Annotated in this window: 21 protein-coding genes; 10 read left to right on the top strand and 11 right to left on the bottom strand. The window is 71.9% G+C overall.

Annotated elements, in window-relative coordinates; all coding sequences use genetic code 11:
* Positions 1-52: 52 nt before the first annotated feature.
* Positions 53-1,162, bottom strand: coding sequence for a sigma-70 family RNA polymerase sigma factor (locus tag G3I77_RS18240; RefSeq protein WP_248505063.1), 1,110 nt, complete (start codon positions 1,160-1,162; stop codon positions 53-55).
* Positions 1,163-1,229: 67 nt separating this feature from the next.
* Entirely contained in the window at positions 1,230-2,243 is a 1,014-nt protein-coding gene (locus tag G3I77_RS18235) for a lytic transglycosylase domain-containing protein (RefSeq protein ID WP_248505587.1), read from the bottom strand.
* 261 nt (positions 2,244-2,504) lie between these two features.
* Here G3I77_RS18235 and G3I77_RS18230 point away from each other — a divergent pair, with 261 nt between their 5' ends.
* The 7 genes from G3I77_RS18230 (at position 2,505) to G3I77_RS18200 (ending at position 8,223) form a co-directional block, all read left to right on the top strand.
* A complete protein-coding gene (locus G3I77_RS18230; protein ID WP_248505061.1) occupies positions 2,505-2,756 on the top strand; it encodes a thiamine-binding protein in 252 nt (83 codons plus the stop codon).
* Positions 2,753-3,121 carry a helix-turn-helix domain-containing protein gene (locus G3I77_RS18225; protein ID WP_248505058.1) on the top strand — a complete coding sequence of 123 codons (369 nt, stop codon included), beginning with the start codon at positions 2,753-2,755 and terminating at the stop codon, positions 3,119-3,121. Before G3I77_RS18230 ends, G3I77_RS18225 begins: the two co-directional genes overlap by 4 nt.
* A 134-nt stretch (positions 3,122-3,255) precedes the next feature.
* Positions 3,256-3,765, top strand: a complete 510-nt coding sequence (gene uraD, locus G3I77_RS18220; protein WP_248505056.1) for a 2-oxo-4-hydroxy-4-carboxy-5-ureidoimidazoline decarboxylase — start codon at positions 3,256-3,258, stop codon at positions 3,763-3,765.
* A 7-nt stretch (positions 3,766-3,772) separates the two neighbouring features.
* Positions 3,773-4,177, top strand: coding sequence for a hydroxyisourate hydrolase (gene uraH, locus G3I77_RS18215; RefSeq protein WP_248505054.1), 405 nt, complete (start codon positions 3,773-3,775; stop codon positions 4,175-4,177).
* A gap of 6 nt (positions 4,178-4,183) precedes the next feature.
* Positions 4,184-5,116: a factor-independent urate hydroxylase gene (gene pucL, locus G3I77_RS18210; RefSeq protein WP_248505052.1), complete on the top strand. Its 933-nt coding sequence runs from the start codon at positions 4,184-4,186 to the stop codon at positions 5,114-5,116.
* A 119-nt stretch (positions 5,117-5,235) separates the two neighbouring features.
* Positions 5,236-6,615: an 8-oxoguanine deaminase gene (locus G3I77_RS18205; RefSeq protein ID WP_248505050.1), complete on the top strand. Its 1,380-nt coding sequence runs from the start codon at positions 5,236-5,238 to the stop codon at positions 6,613-6,615.
* Between the two features lie 219 nt (positions 6,616-6,834).
* Positions 6,835-8,223 (top strand): nucleobase:cation symporter-2 family protein, encoded by a 1,389-nt coding sequence (locus G3I77_RS18200; protein ID WP_248505048.1) that lies wholly within the window; start codon positions 6,835-6,837, stop codon positions 8,221-8,223.
* Between the two features lie 154 nt (positions 8,224-8,377).
* Here G3I77_RS18200 and G3I77_RS18195 read toward each other — a convergent pair whose 3' ends face one another.
* The 3 genes from G3I77_RS18195 to G3I77_RS18185 form a co-directional block, all read right to left on the bottom strand.
* On the bottom strand, positions 8,378-8,800 hold the full coding sequence (locus G3I77_RS18195; protein ID WP_248505046.1) for an acyl-CoA thioesterase: 423 nt from the start codon (positions 8,798-8,800) through the stop codon (positions 8,378-8,380).
* Between the two features lie 58 nt (positions 8,801-8,858).
* Positions 8,859-9,488 carry a hypothetical protein gene (locus tag G3I77_RS18190; RefSeq protein WP_248505045.1) on the bottom strand — a complete coding sequence of 210 codons (630 nt, stop codon included), beginning with the start codon at positions 9,486-9,488 and terminating at the stop codon, positions 8,859-8,861.
* Between the two features lie 230 nt (positions 9,489-9,718).
* Positions 9,719-10,975, bottom strand: coding sequence for an MFS transporter (locus G3I77_RS18185; protein ID WP_248505043.1), 1,257 nt, complete (start codon positions 10,973-10,975; stop codon positions 9,719-9,721).
* A 130-nt stretch (positions 10,976-11,105) separates the two neighbouring features.
* On the opposite strand from G3I77_RS18185, the gene G3I77_RS18180 reads away from it, so the two are divergent.
* Complete coding sequence (locus G3I77_RS18180; protein ID WP_248505041.1) at positions 11,106-11,990, top strand: winged helix-turn-helix transcriptional regulator; 885 nt, start codon at positions 11,106-11,108, stop codon at positions 11,988-11,990.
* Positions 11,991-12,238: 248 nt separating this feature from the next.
* Here the strand turns inward: G3I77_RS18180 and G3I77_RS18175 are convergent, their stop codons facing one another.
* Both G3I77_RS18175 and G3I77_RS18170 read right to left on the bottom strand, forming a co-directional pair.
* Complete coding sequence (locus G3I77_RS18175; protein ID WP_374385603.1) at positions 12,239-12,445, bottom strand: DUF397 domain-containing protein; 207 nt, start codon at positions 12,443-12,445, stop codon at positions 12,239-12,241.
* Positions 12,442-13,266, bottom strand: coding sequence for a helix-turn-helix transcriptional regulator (locus G3I77_RS18170; protein WP_248505583.1), 825 nt, complete (start codon positions 13,264-13,266; stop codon positions 12,442-12,444). Before G3I77_RS18170 ends, G3I77_RS18175 begins: the two co-directional genes overlap by 4 nt.
* A 196-nt stretch (positions 13,267-13,462) precedes the next feature.
* On the opposite strand from G3I77_RS18170, the gene G3I77_RS18165 reads away from it, so the two are divergent.
* Entirely contained in the window at positions 13,463-13,939 is a 477-nt protein-coding gene (locus tag G3I77_RS18165; RefSeq protein WP_248505039.1) for an ATP-binding protein, read from the top strand.
* Between the two features lie 75 nt (positions 13,940-14,014).
* Here the strand turns inward: G3I77_RS18165 and G3I77_RS18160 are convergent, their stop codons facing one another.
* The gene (locus tag G3I77_RS18160) at positions 14,015-15,223 is read right to left on the bottom strand and encodes a pyridoxal phosphate-dependent aminotransferase (RefSeq protein ID WP_248505037.1); all 1,209 of its coding nucleotides are present in this window, start codon (positions 15,221-15,223) and stop codon (positions 14,015-14,017) included.
* A gap of 86 nt (positions 15,224-15,309) precedes the next feature.
* Between G3I77_RS18160 and G3I77_RS18155 the strand changes: the two genes are divergently transcribed.
* A complete protein-coding gene (locus tag G3I77_RS18155; RefSeq protein WP_248505035.1) occupies positions 15,310-15,966 on the top strand; it encodes a helix-turn-helix domain-containing protein in 657 nt (218 codons plus the stop codon).
* A 57-nt stretch (positions 15,967-16,023) separates the two neighbouring features.
* On the opposite strand, the gene G3I77_RS18150 is transcribed toward G3I77_RS18155, so the two are convergent.
* Genes G3I77_RS18150 through G3I77_RS18140 form a run of 3 tightly spaced genes read right to left on the bottom strand, consistent with a single transcriptional unit; the run spans position 16,024 to position 19,628 of the window.
* Positions 16,024-16,815, bottom strand: coding sequence for a hypothetical protein (locus G3I77_RS18150; protein WP_248505033.1), 792 nt, complete (start codon positions 16,813-16,815; stop codon positions 16,024-16,026).
* Positions 16,815-18,089: a VWA domain-containing protein gene (locus G3I77_RS18145; protein ID WP_248505031.1), complete on the bottom strand. Its 1,275-nt coding sequence runs from the start codon at positions 18,087-18,089 to the stop codon at positions 16,815-16,817. The genes G3I77_RS18150 and G3I77_RS18145 overlap by 1 nt, the downstream gene beginning before the upstream one ends.
* A 45-nt stretch (positions 18,090-18,134) precedes the next feature.
* Positions 18,135-19,628 carry an IucA/IucC family siderophore biosynthesis protein gene (locus tag G3I77_RS18140; protein WP_248505030.1) on the bottom strand — a complete coding sequence of 498 codons (1,494 nt, stop codon included), beginning with the start codon at positions 19,626-19,628 and terminating at the stop codon, positions 18,135-18,137.
* Positions 19,629-19,637 lie beyond the last annotated feature (9 nt).

Genomic DNA, 19,637 nt, shown 5'->3' with positions numbered 1-19,637 from the left:
GGTTTCGCGGGCCGGGTGGCGAGCCGCTTCACGAGCGGCCCGACGTGCGGTTCTACGGGAGCGAGGGCGTCATGGGGACGGCGTCCGGTACGGCGGACGTGTCCAAGACCGAGGGTGTCTCCGGAGTCGACCCGACCGACGGGGCGGCGGACTCGACCGGAACGTCCGGCGCGTCCGGAACATCGGGCGCATCCGGGAGGCCCGGCGTTTCGGTCACGCCGGAGAGCTCGGGCAGCTCCGGCACCTTCGGCACGTCCGGGACCCGCGGGACCTCGGGGGCCGACAGCGCCGGAAGCGTGGGCATCGGCGCTGCTGGCAGGGACGGCACGGACAGCGGCAGCAGCGGACCGTCGGCGGGAGACTCCGCCGCCCGCCCACCGGGCACCGCCGGCGCGGACGACGCCCCGGGCGATCCGGGAGTGCCCACCCGGCCCTCACCGTCGGGCCGGAGCGCCTCCGGGGGCCCCGACACGGAGGGCTTGGACGCGGGGCCGCCCCCTTCCCCGCCCCCGTCGAGCGCGTGCGGCAGGACGAACCCCGCCACCGCCAGGGTCGCGGCCGTGGAGGCGACGGCCACCGCGTGCGCCTTGCCGCCCCCGCGCGGCCGCCCCCGCCCGATCAGGAACAGCACGACCCCCAGCGTCCCGGCGAGCGAGGCGCGCAGCGTGCGCCGGGCGCGGGCCAGCAGCGACTCGACGGTCCGGTAGCTCAGCCCCATCCGCACGGCGACCTGGCCGACGTCCAGGTCCTCGGACTTCAGCCGGAGCGCCTCCGCCTGGCGGGCGGGCAGGTCCCCGCTGCGCACCGCCAGCCACCTGGCCTCGGCCCGGTCGCAGACGACCTCCTCGACGGGCACGGGACCCGGCGCGACGAGCGTGGGGCTGATGCGGACCTCGGCCTCACGGTGGACCTGGCGGTACCGGTCCACGCACAGCCGCATGGTCACGGTGGTCAGCCAGGCGCCGAGGCGCTCGTCGTCGAGGTCCGGGCGCTCCGCGGCGCGCAGCATCGCCTCGTGCACGGCGTCCTCGGCGTCCTCCAGGCTCATCGACCGCCGCCGGGCCACCTTGAGCAACTGCTCGCGGTGGCTCCACATGCGCTGCCAACGGTCGTGGGCCTCCTGTGCCCGAGGTGCCATGGCCGCCTCTGTCTCAGCAGGCATGTCCGTCGCCATGAGGACCCCTTCGCGCTCACCCGCCGGTTCCTGTGCCGTCCGGCGGCTCGCGACATTACCCCCCGGTAGCCGTGGTTGTGGAGGGGTCGGTTCCCATTGTGTCCTCACCGTTGCTGGTCAGCGGACCGTCGCCGGGCAGCACCCCGTCCTCGGGCAGCCGCACCTCCGGGTCGGGCACGGGGAGCAGCGGCTCGTCCAACTCCCCGGCTCCGCCTGCCGGACGGGACGGCGCGGGGGAGGGCGAGCCGGGCCGCGAGGCGGGCGTACGGGAGGGGGGCGCACTCGGGCGGCCGGAGGGTTCCGGCGCGGCGGGCTTCGGCGTGCCCGGGCGCGGCGGCTCCGGTCGGCCCGGGGCTTCGGCGCGGCTGTCCGGCACCACCCGGTGCCCTTCCAGGAAGTGCGCGTACCAAGCCCTGACCGTGCGCAGATACGCCCGCGAGTGGTTGTAGCCGAGGATCGCCCGGTCCAGGTCGGCCGGGTCGGACAGGTTCCGGCCGCCCGCACACAGATAGCGGCCGGCGGCGAGCGCGGCGTCGAAGACGTTGTTCGGGTCGGCCCGGCCGTCGCCGTTGCCGTCGGCGCCCCAGCGGGCCCAGGTGGACGGGATGAACTGCATCGGGCCCACCGCGCGGTCGTAGGCCGTGTCCCCGTCGTACGCCCCGTGGTCGGTGTCGCGGATGACGGCGAAGGGGCCGCCGTTCAGCCGGGGGCCGAGGATCGGCGTGACGGTCGTGCCGTCCGCGGTCACCCGGCCGCCGCGCGCCTGCCCGGACTCCACCTGCCCGATCGCGGCCGGCAGCTGCCACCGCAGTCCGCAGCCGGGCGTGGTGCGGGCCAGCTCCCGCTCGGCGTGCCGGTACGCGGCGAACACGCTCGCCGGCAGCGCACCACCGCCCGTCACCGGCCCGGTGCCCTTCCGCTTCCCCGCCCGCAGCGGCGGCAGCTCGGTCCGGTAGGGGGTGTCGCCGGACACGCTCGGCCCGCGCTCGGCGGGAGTCGCCTGACGCGCGGGCTCCGCCGCCCGGGCCAGGAGCGCCCCCGGCGCCTGGGACGCGGTCAGCGCGGCCATGGCCGCCGCCGCGATCGCCGTACCTCCGGCACCCCTGAGAACAGCTCTCCTGAATGTGCGCACCTCGCGTTCCCCTCCCTGTGTGGATTCGTCCTCTGCTCTACGCGGCGGGGCGGCACGTCCGTCGCACGGAACGGGGCCCGCTGAGCAGGCGAGGTCCGCAACCGTGTCCGTTAAGGTCTCCCCAAGCGGCCGGGGCGTTCCGGTCCCGATCGCGGACCTGGCGGCACGCGCGGGTCGGAGCAGATGCATGGGGGCACAGTGCGACTGAAAGTGGAGTTCACGACCGAGCCCTTCGACCTCGACGAGGCGCCCGCGCACGCGCTGGTGGCCCGGGAGGTCATCGAGGCCGCCGAACTGGACGCCGTGGACGTGGGCCCGTTCGGCAACACCGCGGAGGGTGGTGCCGACGTGGTGCTCCCCGCCGTGGACGCCCTGCTCCGCAAGGCCCTGGAGGCCGGGGCCACCCGGGTCTCGCTCCAGGTCAACGTGGTCGAGGAGGGCGAGGCGTGAGCGGCGCGGGGGACGAGCCGTTCATCGCGGCCGTGAAACCCCTGGTCGACGCCATGGGCGGCGAGCTGATCCCGCCCGACGAGGCCGGCCCCGACGACGTCGTCCTGGCCTGGGAGGGCCGCGACGCCGTCGCCGTACGGCTGCCGCAGCTCGCCGACTCCCTCGATCACATCCTGGCCGCCATGGAACGCCGCAAGGGCATGCCGCTGGCCGATCTGGACCGCAGGGCCAAGCAGGAGGTCGTCCGGATACTCGAGGCGCGCGGCGCCTTCTCCGTACGGCACGGGGTGGAGACCGTGGCGAGCGCCCTCGGCGTCAGCCGCTTCACCGTCTACAACTACCTCAACCGCGAGAAGGGGACCTGACCGGACCGGCGCCGCATCGGTCCGGTTTCGTGCCACCGAATTTTCAACAAAGTGTTGACGTGTTGTCGCGGGAGGGCGTTAGCTATCGGCACGCCCGTTCAGCACGAAGGCCGAATCCGGCCACGGAGGCTCCCGTGACGTCCACTTCCACGCCGCCGGGTCTGGCCCGGTTCAACACCCTCGAGGAGCGCGCGGCCTTCACCGCACTCCACGAGGCGTGCGCCTCCACGGCGTGGGCGAAGCGCCTGCTGGCCGCCCGCCCCTACGCCACCCGCGAGGACCTGTACGCCGCGAGCGACGCCGCCATGGCGGAGCTGACGGCCGCCGACCTCGACGAGGCGATGGCCGGCCACCCGCCCATCGGCCGCCCCGAGCCCGGTGACCCCACCTCGGCCCGGGAGCAGCGCGGCATGGCCGGCGCCTCCGACGCGCTCAAGGCGGAGATGCTGGAGCTGAACCTCGCCTACCAGGAGAGGTTCGGTCATGTCTTCCTGATCTGCGCCACCGGCCGGACCGGCGAGCAGATGCGCGACGCGGTCAGGGAACGGATCGGCAACACACCGGAGCGGGAGCGGGAGATCGTCCGCACCGAACTGGGGAAGATCAACCGCATCCGTCTGGCCCGACTCGTCGAAGAGGACTGACCGCACCATGAGCACCTCCGCCACCGCATCCGTGTCCACACACATCCTGGACACCAGCGTCGGCCGCCCCGCCGAGGGCGTCGCCGTCCGGCTCTCCGCCCGCTCCGGGCGCGCGGCCGACTGGCAGGCGCTCGGCGGCTCCGCGACCGACGTGGACGGCCGGTGCAAGGACCTCCCGGCGCTGCCGGAGGGGACCACCCACGTACGGCTCGACTTCGCGGTGGAGCCGTACTTCGAAGAATCCGCGAAGAAGCAAGCCGATGCGCAGCAGGACGCCCCCGCGAATCGGGACAGCGGCGCCGGTGTGTTCTTCCCGGAGGTGGCGATCACGTTCGCCGTCGTACCGGGCGAGCACTACCACGTACCGCTGCTGCTCAACCCGTTCGGCTACTCCGTATACCGAGGGAGCTAGCTACTCATGCCCACCATTCTGGGACAGAACCAGTACGGCAAGGCCGAGAACCGAGTCGTCAAGATCACGCGGGACGGCGCCACCCACCACATCAAGGACCTCAACGTATCCGTGGCGCTGAGCGGCGACATGGACGAGGTCCACTACTCCGGCTCGAACGCCCACGTCCTGCCGACCGACACCACCAAGAACACGGTGTACGCGTTCGCCAAGGAGCACGGCATCGAGTCGGCCGAGCAGTTCGGCATCCACCTCGCCCGGCACTTCGTGACCTCGCAGGAGCCGATCAGGACCGCCCGGATCCGCATCGAGGAGTACGCCTGGGAGCGGATCGAGGCGTCCGACGCCAACTCGCGGTTCATCGGTGCCGACGAGGTCAAGCACTCCTTCGTCCGCAAGGGCCAGGAGACGCGGCTCACGCAGATCACCTACGACGGTGAGAAGTGGGAGGTCGTCTCCGGCCTCAAGGACCTCGTCGTGATGAACTCGACCAACTCCGAGTTCTGGGGCTACGTCAAGGACAAGTACACGACGCTCAAGGAGGCCTACGACCGCATCCTGGCCACCGAGGTCTCCGGCCGCTGGCGGTTCAACTGGACCGACGACGAGCAGCGCATGCCCCACTGGGAGAAGTCCTACGAGCAGGTGAAGAAGCACATGCTCCAGGCCTTCGCCGAGACGTACTCGCTCTCTCTCCAGCAGACCCTGTACCAAATGGGTTCGCGGATCATCAACAACCGCAGCGAGATCGACGAGGTCCGCTTCTCCCTGCCGAACAAGCACCACTTCCTGGTCGACCTGGAGCCGTTCGGGCTGAAGAACGATACCGCCGACGGTGCTGTGTACTTCGCCGCCGACCGCCCCTACGGCCTGATCGAGGCGACGGTCCTGCGGGACGGCTGCGAGGCGAAGATCCCCGTGGACCTCACCAACCTCTGACGTTCCCTCTTTCGGCACCCGTGGCCGGGGGAACCCTCCTCCCGGCCACGGCACTCAAATCTCCCAGGGTCCTGCCGTGCCCTCTCCAATTCAGCACACTTCGTGAAAAGGGACGAACCATGGCAGCAGACCGGCGCATCGTCATCGAGAACTGTGCGATCGCGACCGTCGACGCGCACGACACCGAGTACGCCTCCGGTTACGTCGTCCTCGCCGGCAACCGCATCGAGTCGCTCGGCGCGGGCAGGGCCCCCGAGGGCCTGGACGACATCGCACGCCGTATCGACGCCTCCGGCCACCTCGTGACCCCCGGTTTGATCAACACCCACCACCACTTCTACCAGTGGATCACCCGGGGCCTGGCCACGGACCACAACCTCTTCAACTGGCTCGTCGCGCTGTACCCCACCTGGGCGCGCATCGACGAGCCGATGGTCCGCGCGGCCGCCCAGGGCTCGCTGGCGATGATGGCCCGCGGCGGCGTCACCACCGCCATGGACCACCACTACGTCTTCCCGCAGGGCTCCGGCGACCTCTCCGGCGCGATCATCGGCGCCGCCCGCGACATGGGCGTCCGCTTCACCCTCGCCCGCGGCTCCATGGACCGCAGCGAGAAGGACGGCGGCCTGCCCCCGGACTTCGCCGTGGAGACCCTCGACGGTGCGCTCGCGGCCACCGAGGAGACCGTGCGCCGGCACCACGACTCCTCCTTCGACGCCATGACGCAGGTCGCCGTCGCGCCCTGCTCGCCGTTCTCCGTCTCCACCGAACTGCTCCGCGACGGGGCCCAGTTGGCCCGCCGCCTCGGCGTCCGGCTGCACACCCACGGCTCGGAGACCGTGGAGGAGGAGAAGTTCTGCCACGAGCTGTTCGGCATGGGCCCGACCGACTACTTCGAGTCCACCGGCTGGCTCGGCGAGGACGTGTGGATGGCGCACTGCGTCCACATGAACGACTCCGACATCGCCGCCTTCGCCCGGTCCAGGACCGGCGTCGCGCACTGCCCGTCCTCCAACGCCCGCCTCGCGGCCGGTATCGCCCGCGTCCCCGACATGCTCGCGGCCGGCGTCCCCGTCGGCCTCGGCGTCGACGGCACCGCCTCCAACGAGTCCGGCGAACTCCACACCGAGCTGCGCAACGCCCTCCTCATCAACCGCCTCGGCGCCCACCGGGAAGCCGCCCTGAACGCCCGCCAGGCCCTGCGCCTCGGCACGTACGGCGGCGCCCAGGTCCTGGGCAGGGCCGCGGAGACCGGTTCCCTGGAGCCCGGCAAGCTCGCCGACCTCGTGCTGTGGAAGCTGGACACGCTCGCCCACGCCTCCATCGCCGACCCGGTGACAGCCCTGGTCTTCGGCGCGGCGGCCCCGGTCACCGCGTCCTTCGTGGACGGCCGGCAGATCGTCGAGGACGGGCGGCTGCTCACGGCCGACGAGGACGCCATCGCCCGCGCCACGCGGGACGAGGCCCAGCGGCTGGCGAGGATCGCCGCCCAGGCCTGAACACCCCGATGACTCCGGCCGGGAGGGACGGCTCCCGGCCGGTGGCCGTGGACCCGAGCGGGGACCGCGGCGGTCGTCTCCGGGGCGCGCGTGGACGCGCGCCCCGGAACGGCCACCCCGTCCACCGCACATCCGGTCCCGCACGACCACCCGTACCACCTCCCTGACACCCACGGCCGCCATCGACGCGGCCGTGTAACCGACCGGAGGGAAGCCGCCGTGGCCGACCACCCCGTTGACGAAAAACTCCCCGCGCTCAAGATGGCGACGACCGGCCTCCAGCACGTGGCCGCCATGTACGCGGGCGTCGTCGCCCCACCCCTGATCGTCGGCGCGGCCATCGGCCTCTCCGCCACCGACCTGACCTTCCTCACCGGCGCCTGCCTGTTCACCGCGGGCCTCGCCACCTTCCTGCAGACCCTCGGCATCTGGAAGATCGGCGCCCGGCTGCCGTTCGTCAACGGCGTCACCTTCGCCGGTGTCGCCCCGATGACCGCGATCGTCGCCTCCACCGAGGACAAGTCCGACGCCCTGCCGATCATCTTCGGCGCGGTCATCGTCGCCGGACTGCTGGGCTTCCTGGCGGCCCCCGTCTTCTGCAAGGCCATCCGCTTCTTCCCGCCGGTGGTGACCGGCACGGTCATCACCCTGATCGGCATATCGCTGCTCCCGGTCGCCTTCGGCTGGGCACAGGGATCCGACCCGGCGGCACACGACTACGGTTCGGCGACGAACCTGGGGCTGGCCGCCGTCACCCTGTTGATCGTGCTGCTGCTGCGCCGTTTCACCACGGGCTTCGTCAAGCAGATCGCCGTGCTGCTCGGCCTGGTGATCGGCACGCTGATCGCGATCCCGTTCGGCGCCACGGACTTCGCTCCCGTCGCGGACGCGGCCGTCATCGGCTTCCCCACCCCGTTCCACTTCGGCGCCCCGCAGTTCCAGCTCGCCGCGATCATCTCGATGTGCGTGGTGATGGTGGTGTCGATGACCGAATCGACCGCCGACATGCTGGCGTTGGGCGAGATCGTCGACCGCCCGGCCGACGAGCGGACCATCGCGGCCGGCCTGCGCGCCGACACCCTCGGCTCCGCGGTCAGCCCCCTCTTCAACGGCTTCATGTGCAGCGCCTTCGCGCAGAACATCGGCCTGGTCGCCATGACGAAGATCCGCAGCCGGTACGTCGTGGCCGCGGGCGGCGGCTTCCTGGTGCTGATGGGCCTGTGCCCGATGGCGGCCTCGCTGATCGCCGTCGTACCGCGCCCGGTGCTCGGCGGGGCGGGCGTGGTCCTGTTCGGCTCGGTCGCCGCCAGCGGCATCCAGACCCTGGTCCGGGCCGGCCTGGACAGGGACAACAACGTCCTGATCGTGGCCGTCTCCCTGGCCGTCGGCATCATCCCCATCACGGCGCCGGAGTTCTACCACGCGTTCCCGGAGACGGCCCGGATCGTCCTGGACTCGGGCATCTCGACGGGCTGTGTGGCGGCGGTGCTGCTCAACCTCGTTTTCAACCACCTGGGCCGGGGCGCCCGCGACGCCCATGACGTCACCCACCCGATGGAGGCGGGCGAGGAGCTCACGGGCACACCCAAGGCTCCGGCCGCGCCCTGAGGTTGGCGACGGACTTGGTCCGCTCGACGGCGTCGTCCACAACCGTGGTTGTGTGGCGGCGCCTCATCAGCAGCCCGCATGTGCCCAGCCCCTCTCTGACAGGGGCAGACGTCGCCTCCCTCACGGTGGACATGACGATCTGGCGAGACGCCGCCTAGAGCCCGAACAGCCCCGGATCCGACGCCAGCCTCCTGAAGACCTCCGCGGGATCGGCGACCAGCCTGCGCTTCTCCAGGTCCAGGATCCCGCCGACCGCGGTGATCTCCGCGGCCACCGTGCCGTCGGCCTTCAGGACGCTCTGCTCGATCCGGAACGTCTTGCCGTCGCCCCACTCGAAGGCACAGGTCACCTCGGCCTCGTCGCCCGCGAGCAGCTCGCGTTTGTAGCGGATCGTCGTCTCCAGGGCGACCGGGCCCACGCCACTGCCTATGAGGGCGGACTGGCTGATCCCGGCGGCCTGGAGCAACGACCAGCGGGCGTGCTCCGCGTAGTTGAGGTAGACCGCCTGGTTGAGGTGTCCCTGCACATCGGTCTCGTACCCACGGACCGTCACAGGGACGGAAAACGGCTCGCTCACTGCTTCCCCTTCGGAGTCTCGTGCACTGCACAACGATCCACCGATCTTGGCATGCTCATCACGCCCGGCGCGGCGAAGCCAGCAGATACCGGGTCCCGCCGCGCGGCTCGCGGTGCTCACTCACCTGCCAGCCTGTCCCTTCCAGGGTGGCCGCGCAGGCCCGCAGCGCCTCGCCGTCCGGCTCGTGCACGGCGACGGCCTCCGGCTGCGGAGTCTCCCGCACGCGGTAACCCCCGCCCTCCTGCCCCGCCGGACCGTGCCCCGCCGCCTCCAGTGCCAGCGCGGCGGCCTGCACCAGGTGCGTACGCTCCCAGCCGCACGGCCGGTCCGTGGCCCCGCCCGGGTTGGTCATCCGGCGCAGCTCCAGCAGCCCCTGCCAGGCGCTGTGCACCTCGCGGCGCCGGACGGGACCGGCCTCTGCGGCGGCCTCCTCGCCGCCGACGCGCGCCGCGAACACGCCCGTCGACGCGGGCGCCTCCCCGGCGGGCTCGGGCGCCTGTGTGATGCCCTGCCGCACCCGGTGCCCCTCCGGCGTCAGAAAGTGATCGTGCGGCGGCCGGGGGTGGCGGAAGGCAAGACCCCGCTTCACCAGTGTCGCGAGCTGCGACTCCGTACCCCGGAGCCGCCCGGTGACGGGATCGGCGGCGTCGATGACACGCCGCTGCGCGGCGGTCGGCGGTCGGGTCACGGCGTGCTCCTCTCCGGTCTCGGACAGGCCCCGGGGCTGCTCGCCCCACCTGCTCGTAGGCTACGACTCGCCACTGACATTCCCCGCCGGGACCACGCCTCGCCCGCGGCACGGCCCGCCGCGCCGGGGGACCGAGACGCCACGTGGCGACCAGAGCGACGGCCGACAGCAGCTCGGCCAGGTCCCGCCTCAGTAGAGGATCTCCGCGCTCCCAGCCCGGGGCGTCTGTGTCAGACCAAGTCCCGGCGGCGGCCCACAGGCACCGCGAGCAGATACAGCGGCGGCAGGAGCGCGGCTGCGCACACCGTCCACAGGGTCGCGTGCGTCCCCGCGTACGTTGCGAGCAGACCGGCGGTGAGGGCGCCGAGGGGCTGAGCGCCCCAGGAGACGAAGCGGACGGTGGCCATGACACGGGAGAGAAGCGCGGGCGGAGACTCGGTCTGGCGGTGGGTGCGGGTGGTGATCGACCCGATGGCGACGCCGAAGGCGAAGCCGGCATTGCCCAGGGCGAACCAGTGCGCGTCGGCGGCGGATGTGGTGAGCGGGGCCAGCAGGGCGGCACCGCCGCCGGCCAGCGCCGTACCGACGAGGCCCCGGGCCGTGCCGAATCGCCGGGTGAGCCGAACCGCCACGGCGGATCCCGCGAGCGCGCCGACTCCGTCCATGGCGAGCACCAAGCCGAGTTCTCCGGGCGTCAGTCCGGCCTCCCGGACCAGGTACAGGGGAGTGAGGGCAACCAGTGCGGCGCAGACGAAGTTCGTGGCGGTGGCCCAGAGCATGCAGGGCAGCATCACCGGGTGCCGCGTCACATACGTCCAGCCCTCGCGGATCAGTCGGAGGGCGCCGTCGCCGGAGGGGGGAGCGGGACGGCGCTCAGGGAGGGTGCGCAGCAGCACGGCGGAGAGCAGGTAGCTGGCCGAGTCCACGATCAGTGCGCCGACCGGCCCCGCGGCGTGCACGAGGAGTCCGCCCCCGGAAGGCCCTCCGGTCTCGGTGACGGCGTGTGTGCCGGACATCAGGCTGTTGCGGGCGGCGAGCTGCCGGTCCGGGACGATGGCGGGCAGAAAGGTCGAGTTGCCGATGTCGAAGAGGACGGTCGCGGCTCCGGTGACCAGAGCGGCGAGCAACAGGTGCTGGTAGGTGAGCCGGTCGAGCCACCAGGCGAGCGGGAGGGATCCGACGGCGGCGAACCGTACGAGATCGAGGGTGACCTGGAGGCGGCGGAGCGGGACGCGCTGGGTGATCACTCCGGCCGGGAGGCTGAGCAGTAGCCAGGAGATCTGTCCGGCGGCGGCGAGCAGGGCAGCCTGTAACGCCGTGGCGTCGAGGACTGTGAGGGCGACCAGGGGTAGAGCGAGGGCGGTAACGGCTGTGCCCGCGTTGCTGACGGTGGCAGCGGCCCAGTAGCGCCAGAAGACGGCCGGAGGCGTGGTCGCGTGGTGAGTGGCGCGGAGATCGCGCTCCGGGACCGTCGGCGTCTCGCTCATGCGATGCCCACCCTTCAGTGAGTCTCTTTTGGGAACCTACCTGGCCTCGATTCAGTTCCTATCCGGAACTGACCACATGGCGCAAGATGGTTTCGAAGACCGGACGTTGGATCCGCAAGACAGGAGGCTCATGGTCAGGTCAGTGCCCCAGCGGGACGCCGCCTGTGCGATCGCGCAGGCGGCGGCGGTGGTCGGGGACTGGTGGAGCCTGCTCCTGGTCAGGGAGACCGCACGGGGGCACCACCGGTTCGACGTGCTTCAGGGGGAGTTGGGGATCTCCCGGAAGGTGCTGACCGAGCGCCTTGCGCACCTGGTGGAGGCGGAGGTCCTGGAGAGGGTTCCGTATCAGAGTGGCCCGGTGCGGTACGAGTACCGGCTTACGGAGAGCGGGCGGGGGCTGCTGCCCGTGCTGCTCTCGATGCAGGACTGGGCGGACCGCTGGCTGCTCGGCGACGGCTCACTGAGCGGAACGGCTGACGCGGACAGTGCGGAGGCGTTGCGGGTGGCGGGCCTGGTGGGCGAGCGGCTGCCGATCCTCGAACTGCCAGGGCACCGGGACGGTGAGCCGCTGGACCCGGTGGCCGAGGCCGCTGCCACCGTGCTGTTCTGCTACCCCGCGACCGGTCGCCCGGGTTCGTTGCCGGATGGGTGGGCAGACATTCCGGGCGCCATCGGCTGCACGCTGGAGAACCGGTTGTTCCGGGACGCGTACGACGACTTCCGCGCGGCGGGCGCCGAAGTCCGCGGCGTGAGTACGCAACGCCCGGACGAGCAGCGGGTGTTCGCGACCGAGGAGGACATTCCCTTCACCTTGCTCTCAGACGTCGACCTGCGTCTCGCCGCCGCTCTGCGGCTTCCGGTGTTCCGTGCCGGGCAGGCGCTGCGGGTGAAGCGGGCGGTGCTGGTGGTGGACCGCGAACGCGTGGTGCGCCAGGCGCACTTCCCGGTGACGGATATCCCGGGGGCAGTGCGCGAGGCGCTTGTGGTGGTACGGGCGGTGGCGGCGGGGAACTGAAGGGCGCGGCGCGGCGGCGGCCCTCGCATGCCCGCCGCCCCCGTCATAAGGGGGACGACGCATCCTGTACAACGCCCCCGAGTGCTCCGGCGTCTGAAGCAGGCCATGGATGACGGAGTTGGCCTAGGTGCACAGTTCAACGTGAACTGGGGATCCACGCACCACCCGACCTCGAAGATCCCTTCGGGAACGTGTCGACGCCCCGGGCCCGGTACGAAACCGGACGCGGGGCGTCAGTGGGTCGTACATCAGTGATCTGCGGCGTACGAGACGAAGGCGGCCCACTGCCGAGCCCCGAAAGCAAGTCGCGGGCCCTGCACGCGCTTCGAGTCCCGTATGTGAATGCTCTGGGGCGCGAAGGCGACCTCCACGCACTCCGGGCCGTCATTGGTGCTGTAACTGCTCTTGAACCACTCCAGCGCGGAACCGTTCCCCGTCGAGGGATTGGTCATCATGTCTCTCCCAGCACTTTTTCGATGAAGGCCAGCGACTCACGGGGCGTGAGGGCTTGCGCCCGGATGATGCCATAGCGGATCTCGTGGATCTGGACCTCGTTGGGATGGGAGATCAGCCGACTGGTGAGCTGTACCTCGTTGTGCCCCACGGTGTCCCCTTCCTTGAGCCGGAGCAGCTGAAGTGACCCCGCAAGACCGGCGTGGTCCTCGCGATCCGTGGGCATCACCTGGATCTCCACGTTTCGCCGCCGACCTACCTCCAACAGTTGTTCGAGCTGCTTCCGCATCACCATTCTGCCCCCGAGCGGACGGCGCAGCGTCACCTCTTCCAGGACGAAACTGAAGACGGGGCTGGGCTGCCGGTCGAAGATCTCCTGCCGTGCCAAGCGTGCGGCGACGAGGCGTTCGACCTCGTCCTCAGCGAAAGGCGGACGCCGCATCCCGTACAACGCTCCCGCATACTCCGGTGTCTGGAGCAGGCCATGGACGACGGAGTTGGCGTAGGCGCACAGCTCGACCGCCTCCGCCTCCAACTTCGCCAGATCCCGCACCTTCTTCGGATACCGGGCCTCCTCCACGTCCTTCCGCAGCCCGACGATCAGCCCTCCTGCGTCCAACACCTGGTCGGCCGCCTCCAGAAACGTCGGGCTCGGCGCCCGCCGCCCCCGTTCCACCGAGGACACCTGCTCCTCGCTGTACCCGATGGCCGTCCCCAACTCGGCCTGTCGGAGCCCCTTCCGCTCGCGGCAGGTCTTGATGACCCGTCCGACCGTCCGCAGTACCCCTGCCGACTCCTCGTCGTCGGCACCGTACGGCTCCATCCCGTCCCCGTTCTGCGACCCCTGCACCGTCACGCCCACACCCGGACACCTCCACCTGCCGCCCGAACCCAACTCCGCACCACCGCACCGTGTAACGCCACGCCGCCCGGACAGAGCCGGACAGCGACCGGACAGTGACGCTGCGTACCGCCGTCGTTGCTGGTCAGCGTAGAGACATCCGGCCACGCTGAGTGACATGAACGCCGATGTTGCCCATTCGACGGAACCCGGCCTTGGTACCGCCCAACCCGCCGCTCTCACTCACCACTTCACGATCCGTCTATCGGCCACCCCCAGAGGTGCCCGTCTCGCCCGTCGCCTCGCAGCCGAGCAACTCCACCGCTGGGGCCGGCCGTACGACAGCGAGCCCAACCGCACGAGCTCACTCCTCGTGGCCGAACTCGCCGCGAACGCGGTCCGGCACGGCCGGGTGCGTGGCCGTGACTTCCGCCTTCGCCTGACCCTCTACTCGACGGACCCCACCCTCCGTATCGAAGTCACGGACCCTCGCCCCGACCGCCGCCCACCCCCGCCCGGCACCCTCCCCGCGCCATCCCCCGACCTGGACTCCGGCCGGGGCCTCCTCCTCGTCGAAGCCCTGGGCACCCACTGGGGAACGACCTGCGGCGACCCCTACACCAAGACCGTCTGGTGCGAAGTCGCCCTGGGGTGACTGTTGGTGGCGTCCTTCTGCGTTCCGCGTATTGGCCGGGCGCCTGACCGCAGCCCTCGCCGACGCCGCTGACCCCTACTGGCGGTACCCACCGAGGAACCGCCCGATCCGGCCGATCGCCGCCTCCAGGTCGTCCGCGTGCGGCAGGGTCAGGATGCGGAAGTGATCCGGGGCCGGCCAGTTGAAGCCCGTTCCCTGGACCACCTGGATCTTCTCCCGCAGCAGCAGGTCCAGGACGAACCGCTCGTCGTCGTGGATCTTGTGCACCTTGGGGTCGATGCGCGGGAAGGCGTACAGCGCGCCCTTCGGCTTCACGCACGTCACGCCCGGGATCTCGTTGAGCATCCGCCAGGCCACGTCCCGCTGTTCCAGCAGCCGCCCGCCGGGCCTGGTGAGGTCGCCGATGGACTGCCGGCCGCCGAGCGCGGCCTGGATGGCGTACTGCGCGGGCGCGTTGGCGCACAGCCGCATGGAGGCAAGCATGGTGAGGCCCTCCAGGTAGTCCTTCGCGTGCTGCCGCGGTCCCGTGACCACCAGCCAGCCGGAGCGGAAGCCCGCCACGCGGTACGTCTTGGACAGGCCGCAGAAGGTGAGGACCACCAGGTCGGGGGCGAGGGCTGCGGCCGAGTGGTGCACGGCGTCGTCGTAGAGGATCTGGTCGTAGATCTCGTCGGCGAAGACCATGAGGCCGTGCCGCCGGGCGAGGTCGAGGATGCCCTCGACGATCTCCTTGGGGTAGACCGCGCCGGTGGGGTTGTTCGGGTTGATGATCACCACCGCCTTGGTGCGGTCGGTGATCTTCGACGCCATGTCGTCGAGGTCGGGGTACCAGTCGGCCTGCTCGTCGCACAGGTAGTGGACCGCCTTGCCGCCCGCGAGGGTCGTCACCGCGGTCCAGAGGGGGAAGTCCGGGGCGGGGATGAGGATTTCGTCGCCGTCCTCGATGAGCGCCTGCACGGCCATCGACACCAGTTCCGAGACGCCGTTGCCGAGGAAGACGTCGTCGACGCCGACCTCCAGGCCGAGGGTCTGGTAGCGCTGGGCGACCGCACGGCGGGCGGAGAGGATGCCGCGCGAGTCGGTGTAGCCGTGCGCCTGCGGCAGCATCCGGATCATGTCCTGGATGATCTCCTCCGGCGCCTCGAACCCGAAGAGCGCGGGATTGCCCGTGTTCAGGCGCAGCACGCTGTGGCCCGCCTCCTCCAGCGCGTTGGCGTGCTCGATGACCGGGCCGCGGATCTCGTAACAGACCTCGCTGAGCTTGCTGGACTGCCGGAACTCCATGCGCCGCTTCCCCTCTGCCGACTGTGTTGCTTGGTTTTACCAAGTAGGCGCTTGGAAAGTCCAACAACTTGTCTAGACTGCGTCGCATGCCACCTCGCCGACGCTACGACCAGTACTGCTCCGCCGCCCGCGCGCTCGACCTGGTCGGTGACCGCTGGACCCTGCTGATCGTCCGGGAGCTCCTCGCCGGTCCCCGCCGCTATACCGACCTGCACGCGGACCTGCCCGGGGTCAGCACCGACGTACTCGCCTCGCGGCTCAAGGACATGGAGCGCGACGGCCTCGCGACCCGGCGGCGGCTGCCGCCGCCCGGCGCGGCCTTCGTGTACGAACTCACGGCACGGGGAAGGCAGGTGCTTCCGGTGTTGCAGGCGCTGGGGGAGTGGGGGCAAGCCGAGCTCGGGGAGCGGCGGCCGACGGACGCGGTGCGGGCGCACTGGTTCGCCCTGCCCCTGCTGCGCCTGCTGGACGGGGAGGGGCTCGTCGAAGTCCGCCTGGAGGAAGGCCTGTTCCACCTGTACGCCGGTGCCGAGGAGGGTCCCGTGTACGGCGACGGGCCCGCCCCCGGAGAGCCGGACGCCCGGCTGGTCCTGGACACCGCCACGTGCACGGCTCTCAGCCGGGGGGAACTGAGTCTGGGCCGGGCCGTGGGAGAGGGCCGGGTCGAGGTGACCGGCGAGGGCACGCCGGCCAAGGCGCTGCGCGAGGCAGGAGAGAAGGCCCGCACGGGGCGGGCCTTCTGAGGTGACGTCAGAGGGAGGCTGACGCTCGGTCGCCGCGAACGGGCCTTCCGCGCACGGTCACGCGCTCGGCGGCACCCGTGACGGCCGTCCCGTCCCGCGCGTCAGCGTGTACCCGCCGACTCCCGCCAGCGCGGCCAGGATCCCGCCGGCCGCGGTCCACACCCACCGGTCCGACCACCAGCCGGACGTCCAGCCGTCCTCGGGTTCGAGACCGGCCAGCACCGCCGCGTCCTCCTGCTCCTTCTCGGGCTTGGTGGCGACCCCCGGCACCAGAGGCTGGGCGAGCGAGCCGTCCACCGCCGCGGACCCGCCGATGTCCTTGGAGTCCACCCGCACTTCGCTGCCGACCGGGAGGCCGAGGTCGGCGGTGGCGACGCCGGTGGTCGTCAGCCGGATGTAGTAGGTGCCCGGCAGCGGGTCGTCGGCCCACGGCTCCGACCAGGCGCGGACCGTGCGCAGTACGCAGGCCAGCTCGACGGAGGAGGCGTCCGCCGCGGCGGTGCGCGTCTGCGTCCCGTACTGGCAGGCCTGGCGACGGCGCAGGCCGTCGTAGACGTCGATCTGCCAGGTCTGCGGGGCGTGGGTCTCCGGCAGCTTCACCGTCGCCTCGACCGTGGGGCGCTGCCCGGTGTCGGCGGGGAACGACCAGTACAGGTAGTCGCCGGTGGAGCCGCTCGCCGTGGCCGACTGCCCCTGCTCGATCTCCGTCGCCGTACGGAACGACGTACCGGCCCGCGTGGGGGCCGACCTGTCGTCCTGCGACGGACTCGGTGAGGCGTCGGCCGCGGCCGGGGCGGCCGCCAGGCCGAGGGTCAGCAATGCCGCGCTCAACGCTCGTACCACTGTCATCAGTTGGTCCTCCAGACCGCGACTCGCCAGCGCGACAGCCAGCCCCAGACGAGACCGGCGAGGAAGCCGGTGAGGATCAGCACGCCGAGCAGCCACCAGCCGCGGCCGAGGCCGAAGGCGGCCACGTCGCCCGCCTGGCTCGGGCCGTCCACGACGTCGACGGTCAGCTCCAGCGGCAGACCGGGCGTGGCCTTCACGCCGGAGGCCGCCGAGAAGGAGTGGGTGACGGCCAGGCACACGGTCTCCGCGGCCGGCTTGTCGCCGTCGGCGTCGTCACGCTCGGGCTCGGGGTACCTCAGCCCGGTCGAGATCACGTCCGTGCGGCCGTTGCCCGCCGCCTCGCCGCGCACGATCTCGCGGCCCTTGGACGTGACGGCCCGCAGCAGGACGCCGTAGTCGGGGTTCACGGCCCGGTCGGCCGCGACGCTCACCGAGGCGCGCAGCTCCTGCCCCGGCAGGACCTCCACCCGGTACCAGCGCTGCTGCCCGAACTCCTCCCGGTCGGTGTACAGGCCCGACTTCAGCGTCGGCGCCGCCGTGCACCGGTCGGCGCCCTCCGCCGGCACCGGCGTCACCACCGGATCGGCCGCTCGGTCCACCAACTGGTTGACCCGGTCGGTGAGTTCGTCCTGGTGCTCGACCGAGGTGTAGGTGCCGCCGGTGGCCTCGGCGATGCAGCTCAGCTGCCTGCTCAGCTTGGCGGTCGGCACCAGGCCCAGCGTGTCGATGGTCAGGCCGATGCCCTTGGCCGCTATCTCGCGGGCGACCTCGCACGGGTCGAGCGGGGCGCAGGTGTCCTCACCGTCGCTGATCAGCACGATCCGCTTGGAGCCGTTACCGCCCTCCAGGTCGTCGGCCGCCTTCAGCAGGGCCGGGCCGATCGGCGTCCAGCCCGTCGGGGTGAGGGTGGCGACGGCCGCCTTGGCCTCGGTGCGGTCGAGCGGGCCGACCGGGTAGAGCTGCGCGGTGTCCTTGCAGCCCGTCTTCCGGTCGTCCCCGGGGTAGTCGGCGCCCAGGGTACGGATGCCGAGTTCGACCTCCTCGGGCGTCGCGTCGAGCACCTCGTTGAACGCCTGCTTCGCGGCGGCCATCCGCGACTGGCCGTCGATGTCCCGGGCCCGCATCGAGCCGCTCACATCGAGGACGAGGTCGACCTTGGGGGCGTCCTGGCCCGTGGGTTCACCGGCGGCCGCCCCGGCCGGGAAGGCGAGCCCGGCCGTCAGCGCGGCGAGCAGGGCACAGACCCCTGTCGCCAGCCGTGTTCTTGTGATCATCGCCGGATCCTATTGATCACCCGGCTCCGGCTCCAAAACGCCGGTTCACACCAGCGGATTGGGCAGTCGCGCCCACTGGTCCCCGGGCGTCTGCGGCGAGAGCCGCATCAGCGTCAGCGCCTTCGTGGGCAGCGGATCCGCGCACAGCGCCGCGAGGTCCGGGGTGTGCGGCAGGTCCCGTACGGCCCTCTCCAGCGCCGCGGCGAGCGCCGGACCCGATCCGGCCGTGCCGGCCAGCGCGCCCGCCACGAGCGAGCCGAACAGCTTGCGGCGCAGCGCGCGTTCGTCGTCCGTGACCATGCGGGCGGGCAGATCGGGCACCGTGATGCCGTGCCGGGCGAGGCGGGCCGGGCTGACGCGGATGTCGGCCAGATCGCGGTAGACCAGGCGCAGCGGATCGCCCGCCGCCGAGAGGACCACCAGGAGGTTCTGGCCGTGCGCCTCCAGGGCCACGCCCAGTTCCAGCAGCCGCAGCCCGACGGTGAGGGCGAGCCGCGCGAAACCGGCCAGCCAGGCGGGGGAGCGGGGGAGTTCGGTGGTGGCGAGCGCCGCCACCGGAAGGACCCGTTCGCCGCTGCCCGCGTACGCCTGCGGCGACTCCCGCAGGACGGCCGCGAAGTCGGGGGAACCGGCCGCCGCGGCGCCCAGGGTGCGGGTGACGTGCAGCAGGCCGTCCGTGCGCGCCGCGGGCGCCACGGCGAAGTCCGACAGCATCGCCGACGCGGCGACCGAGGGCAGGGAGATGTCCCGCACCGAGGACGTCAGCCGGGCACTCAGCGAGGTCTTCACATGCGGCCCGCCGGGCAGGGCCAGCGTCCGCAGGGACATCAGCGGATGCGCGGGGAGCCGCTCCTCGCACGCCCGCTTCAGCACATGCGCCGCCTGCCACGGATGCACCGGCAGCACCACCCGCGCCCCGTCCCGCAGCTCCCGCGGCCATTCGCCCGTCACCAGGCACTCCTGCGCCCGCACCGGCACCAGCCCCAGCTCCACGACCGGCCGGTGCTCGGGCCCGTAGGCGAGCTGTTCGGCCACCGAGAAGCCGGGCCGGGACCGGCACGTCGGATGGAACGGATGCCCGTCGACGATCCGCTGCTCCCACTCCCAGTCGCTCTCCGGCCAGCCGTCCCTATCCCCCTCCTGCCCCGCTCTCGACAGCGCCAACGAGGCGACGCCGTGCCCGAGTTCGGCGGCGAGGGAAGCGGAGTGCGGTACGGCGAGGTCCGTCATCAGCCGCGCCGGATCCTCGTACTCCTTCTCGTCGAGCCGTACGACGGTGACGTACGCGCCGGTCGCATACGGATCCGGCCGCGGGCCGTGCAGGCGGCGGCCGTCCGACAGGGACAGCGTCAGCCCCTCCCGGCCCTGCTCGCCGCGGGTGACCCAGGGCAGCGGATCATGGGCGAGACCGCGCCACAGCCGGGACAGCACGGCCGCCCGGGCGCCGGGCAGTTCGGCCTCGTACCGCGGCAGGAGGCCGGGCCGTACGACGGACAGTTCGTCGGCGACCTCGGTCTCGGCGGTGGGGGGACGGTGCACGGGCGGGCT

Source organism: Streptomyces sp. D2-8, assembly GCF_023184515.1.
GTDB lineage: Bacteria > Actinomycetota > Actinomycetes > Streptomycetales > Streptomycetaceae > Streptomyces.
The sequence above is the reverse complement of the archived record's forward strand: the minus strand, read 5'-3'. Positions and strand labels throughout refer to the sequence as shown.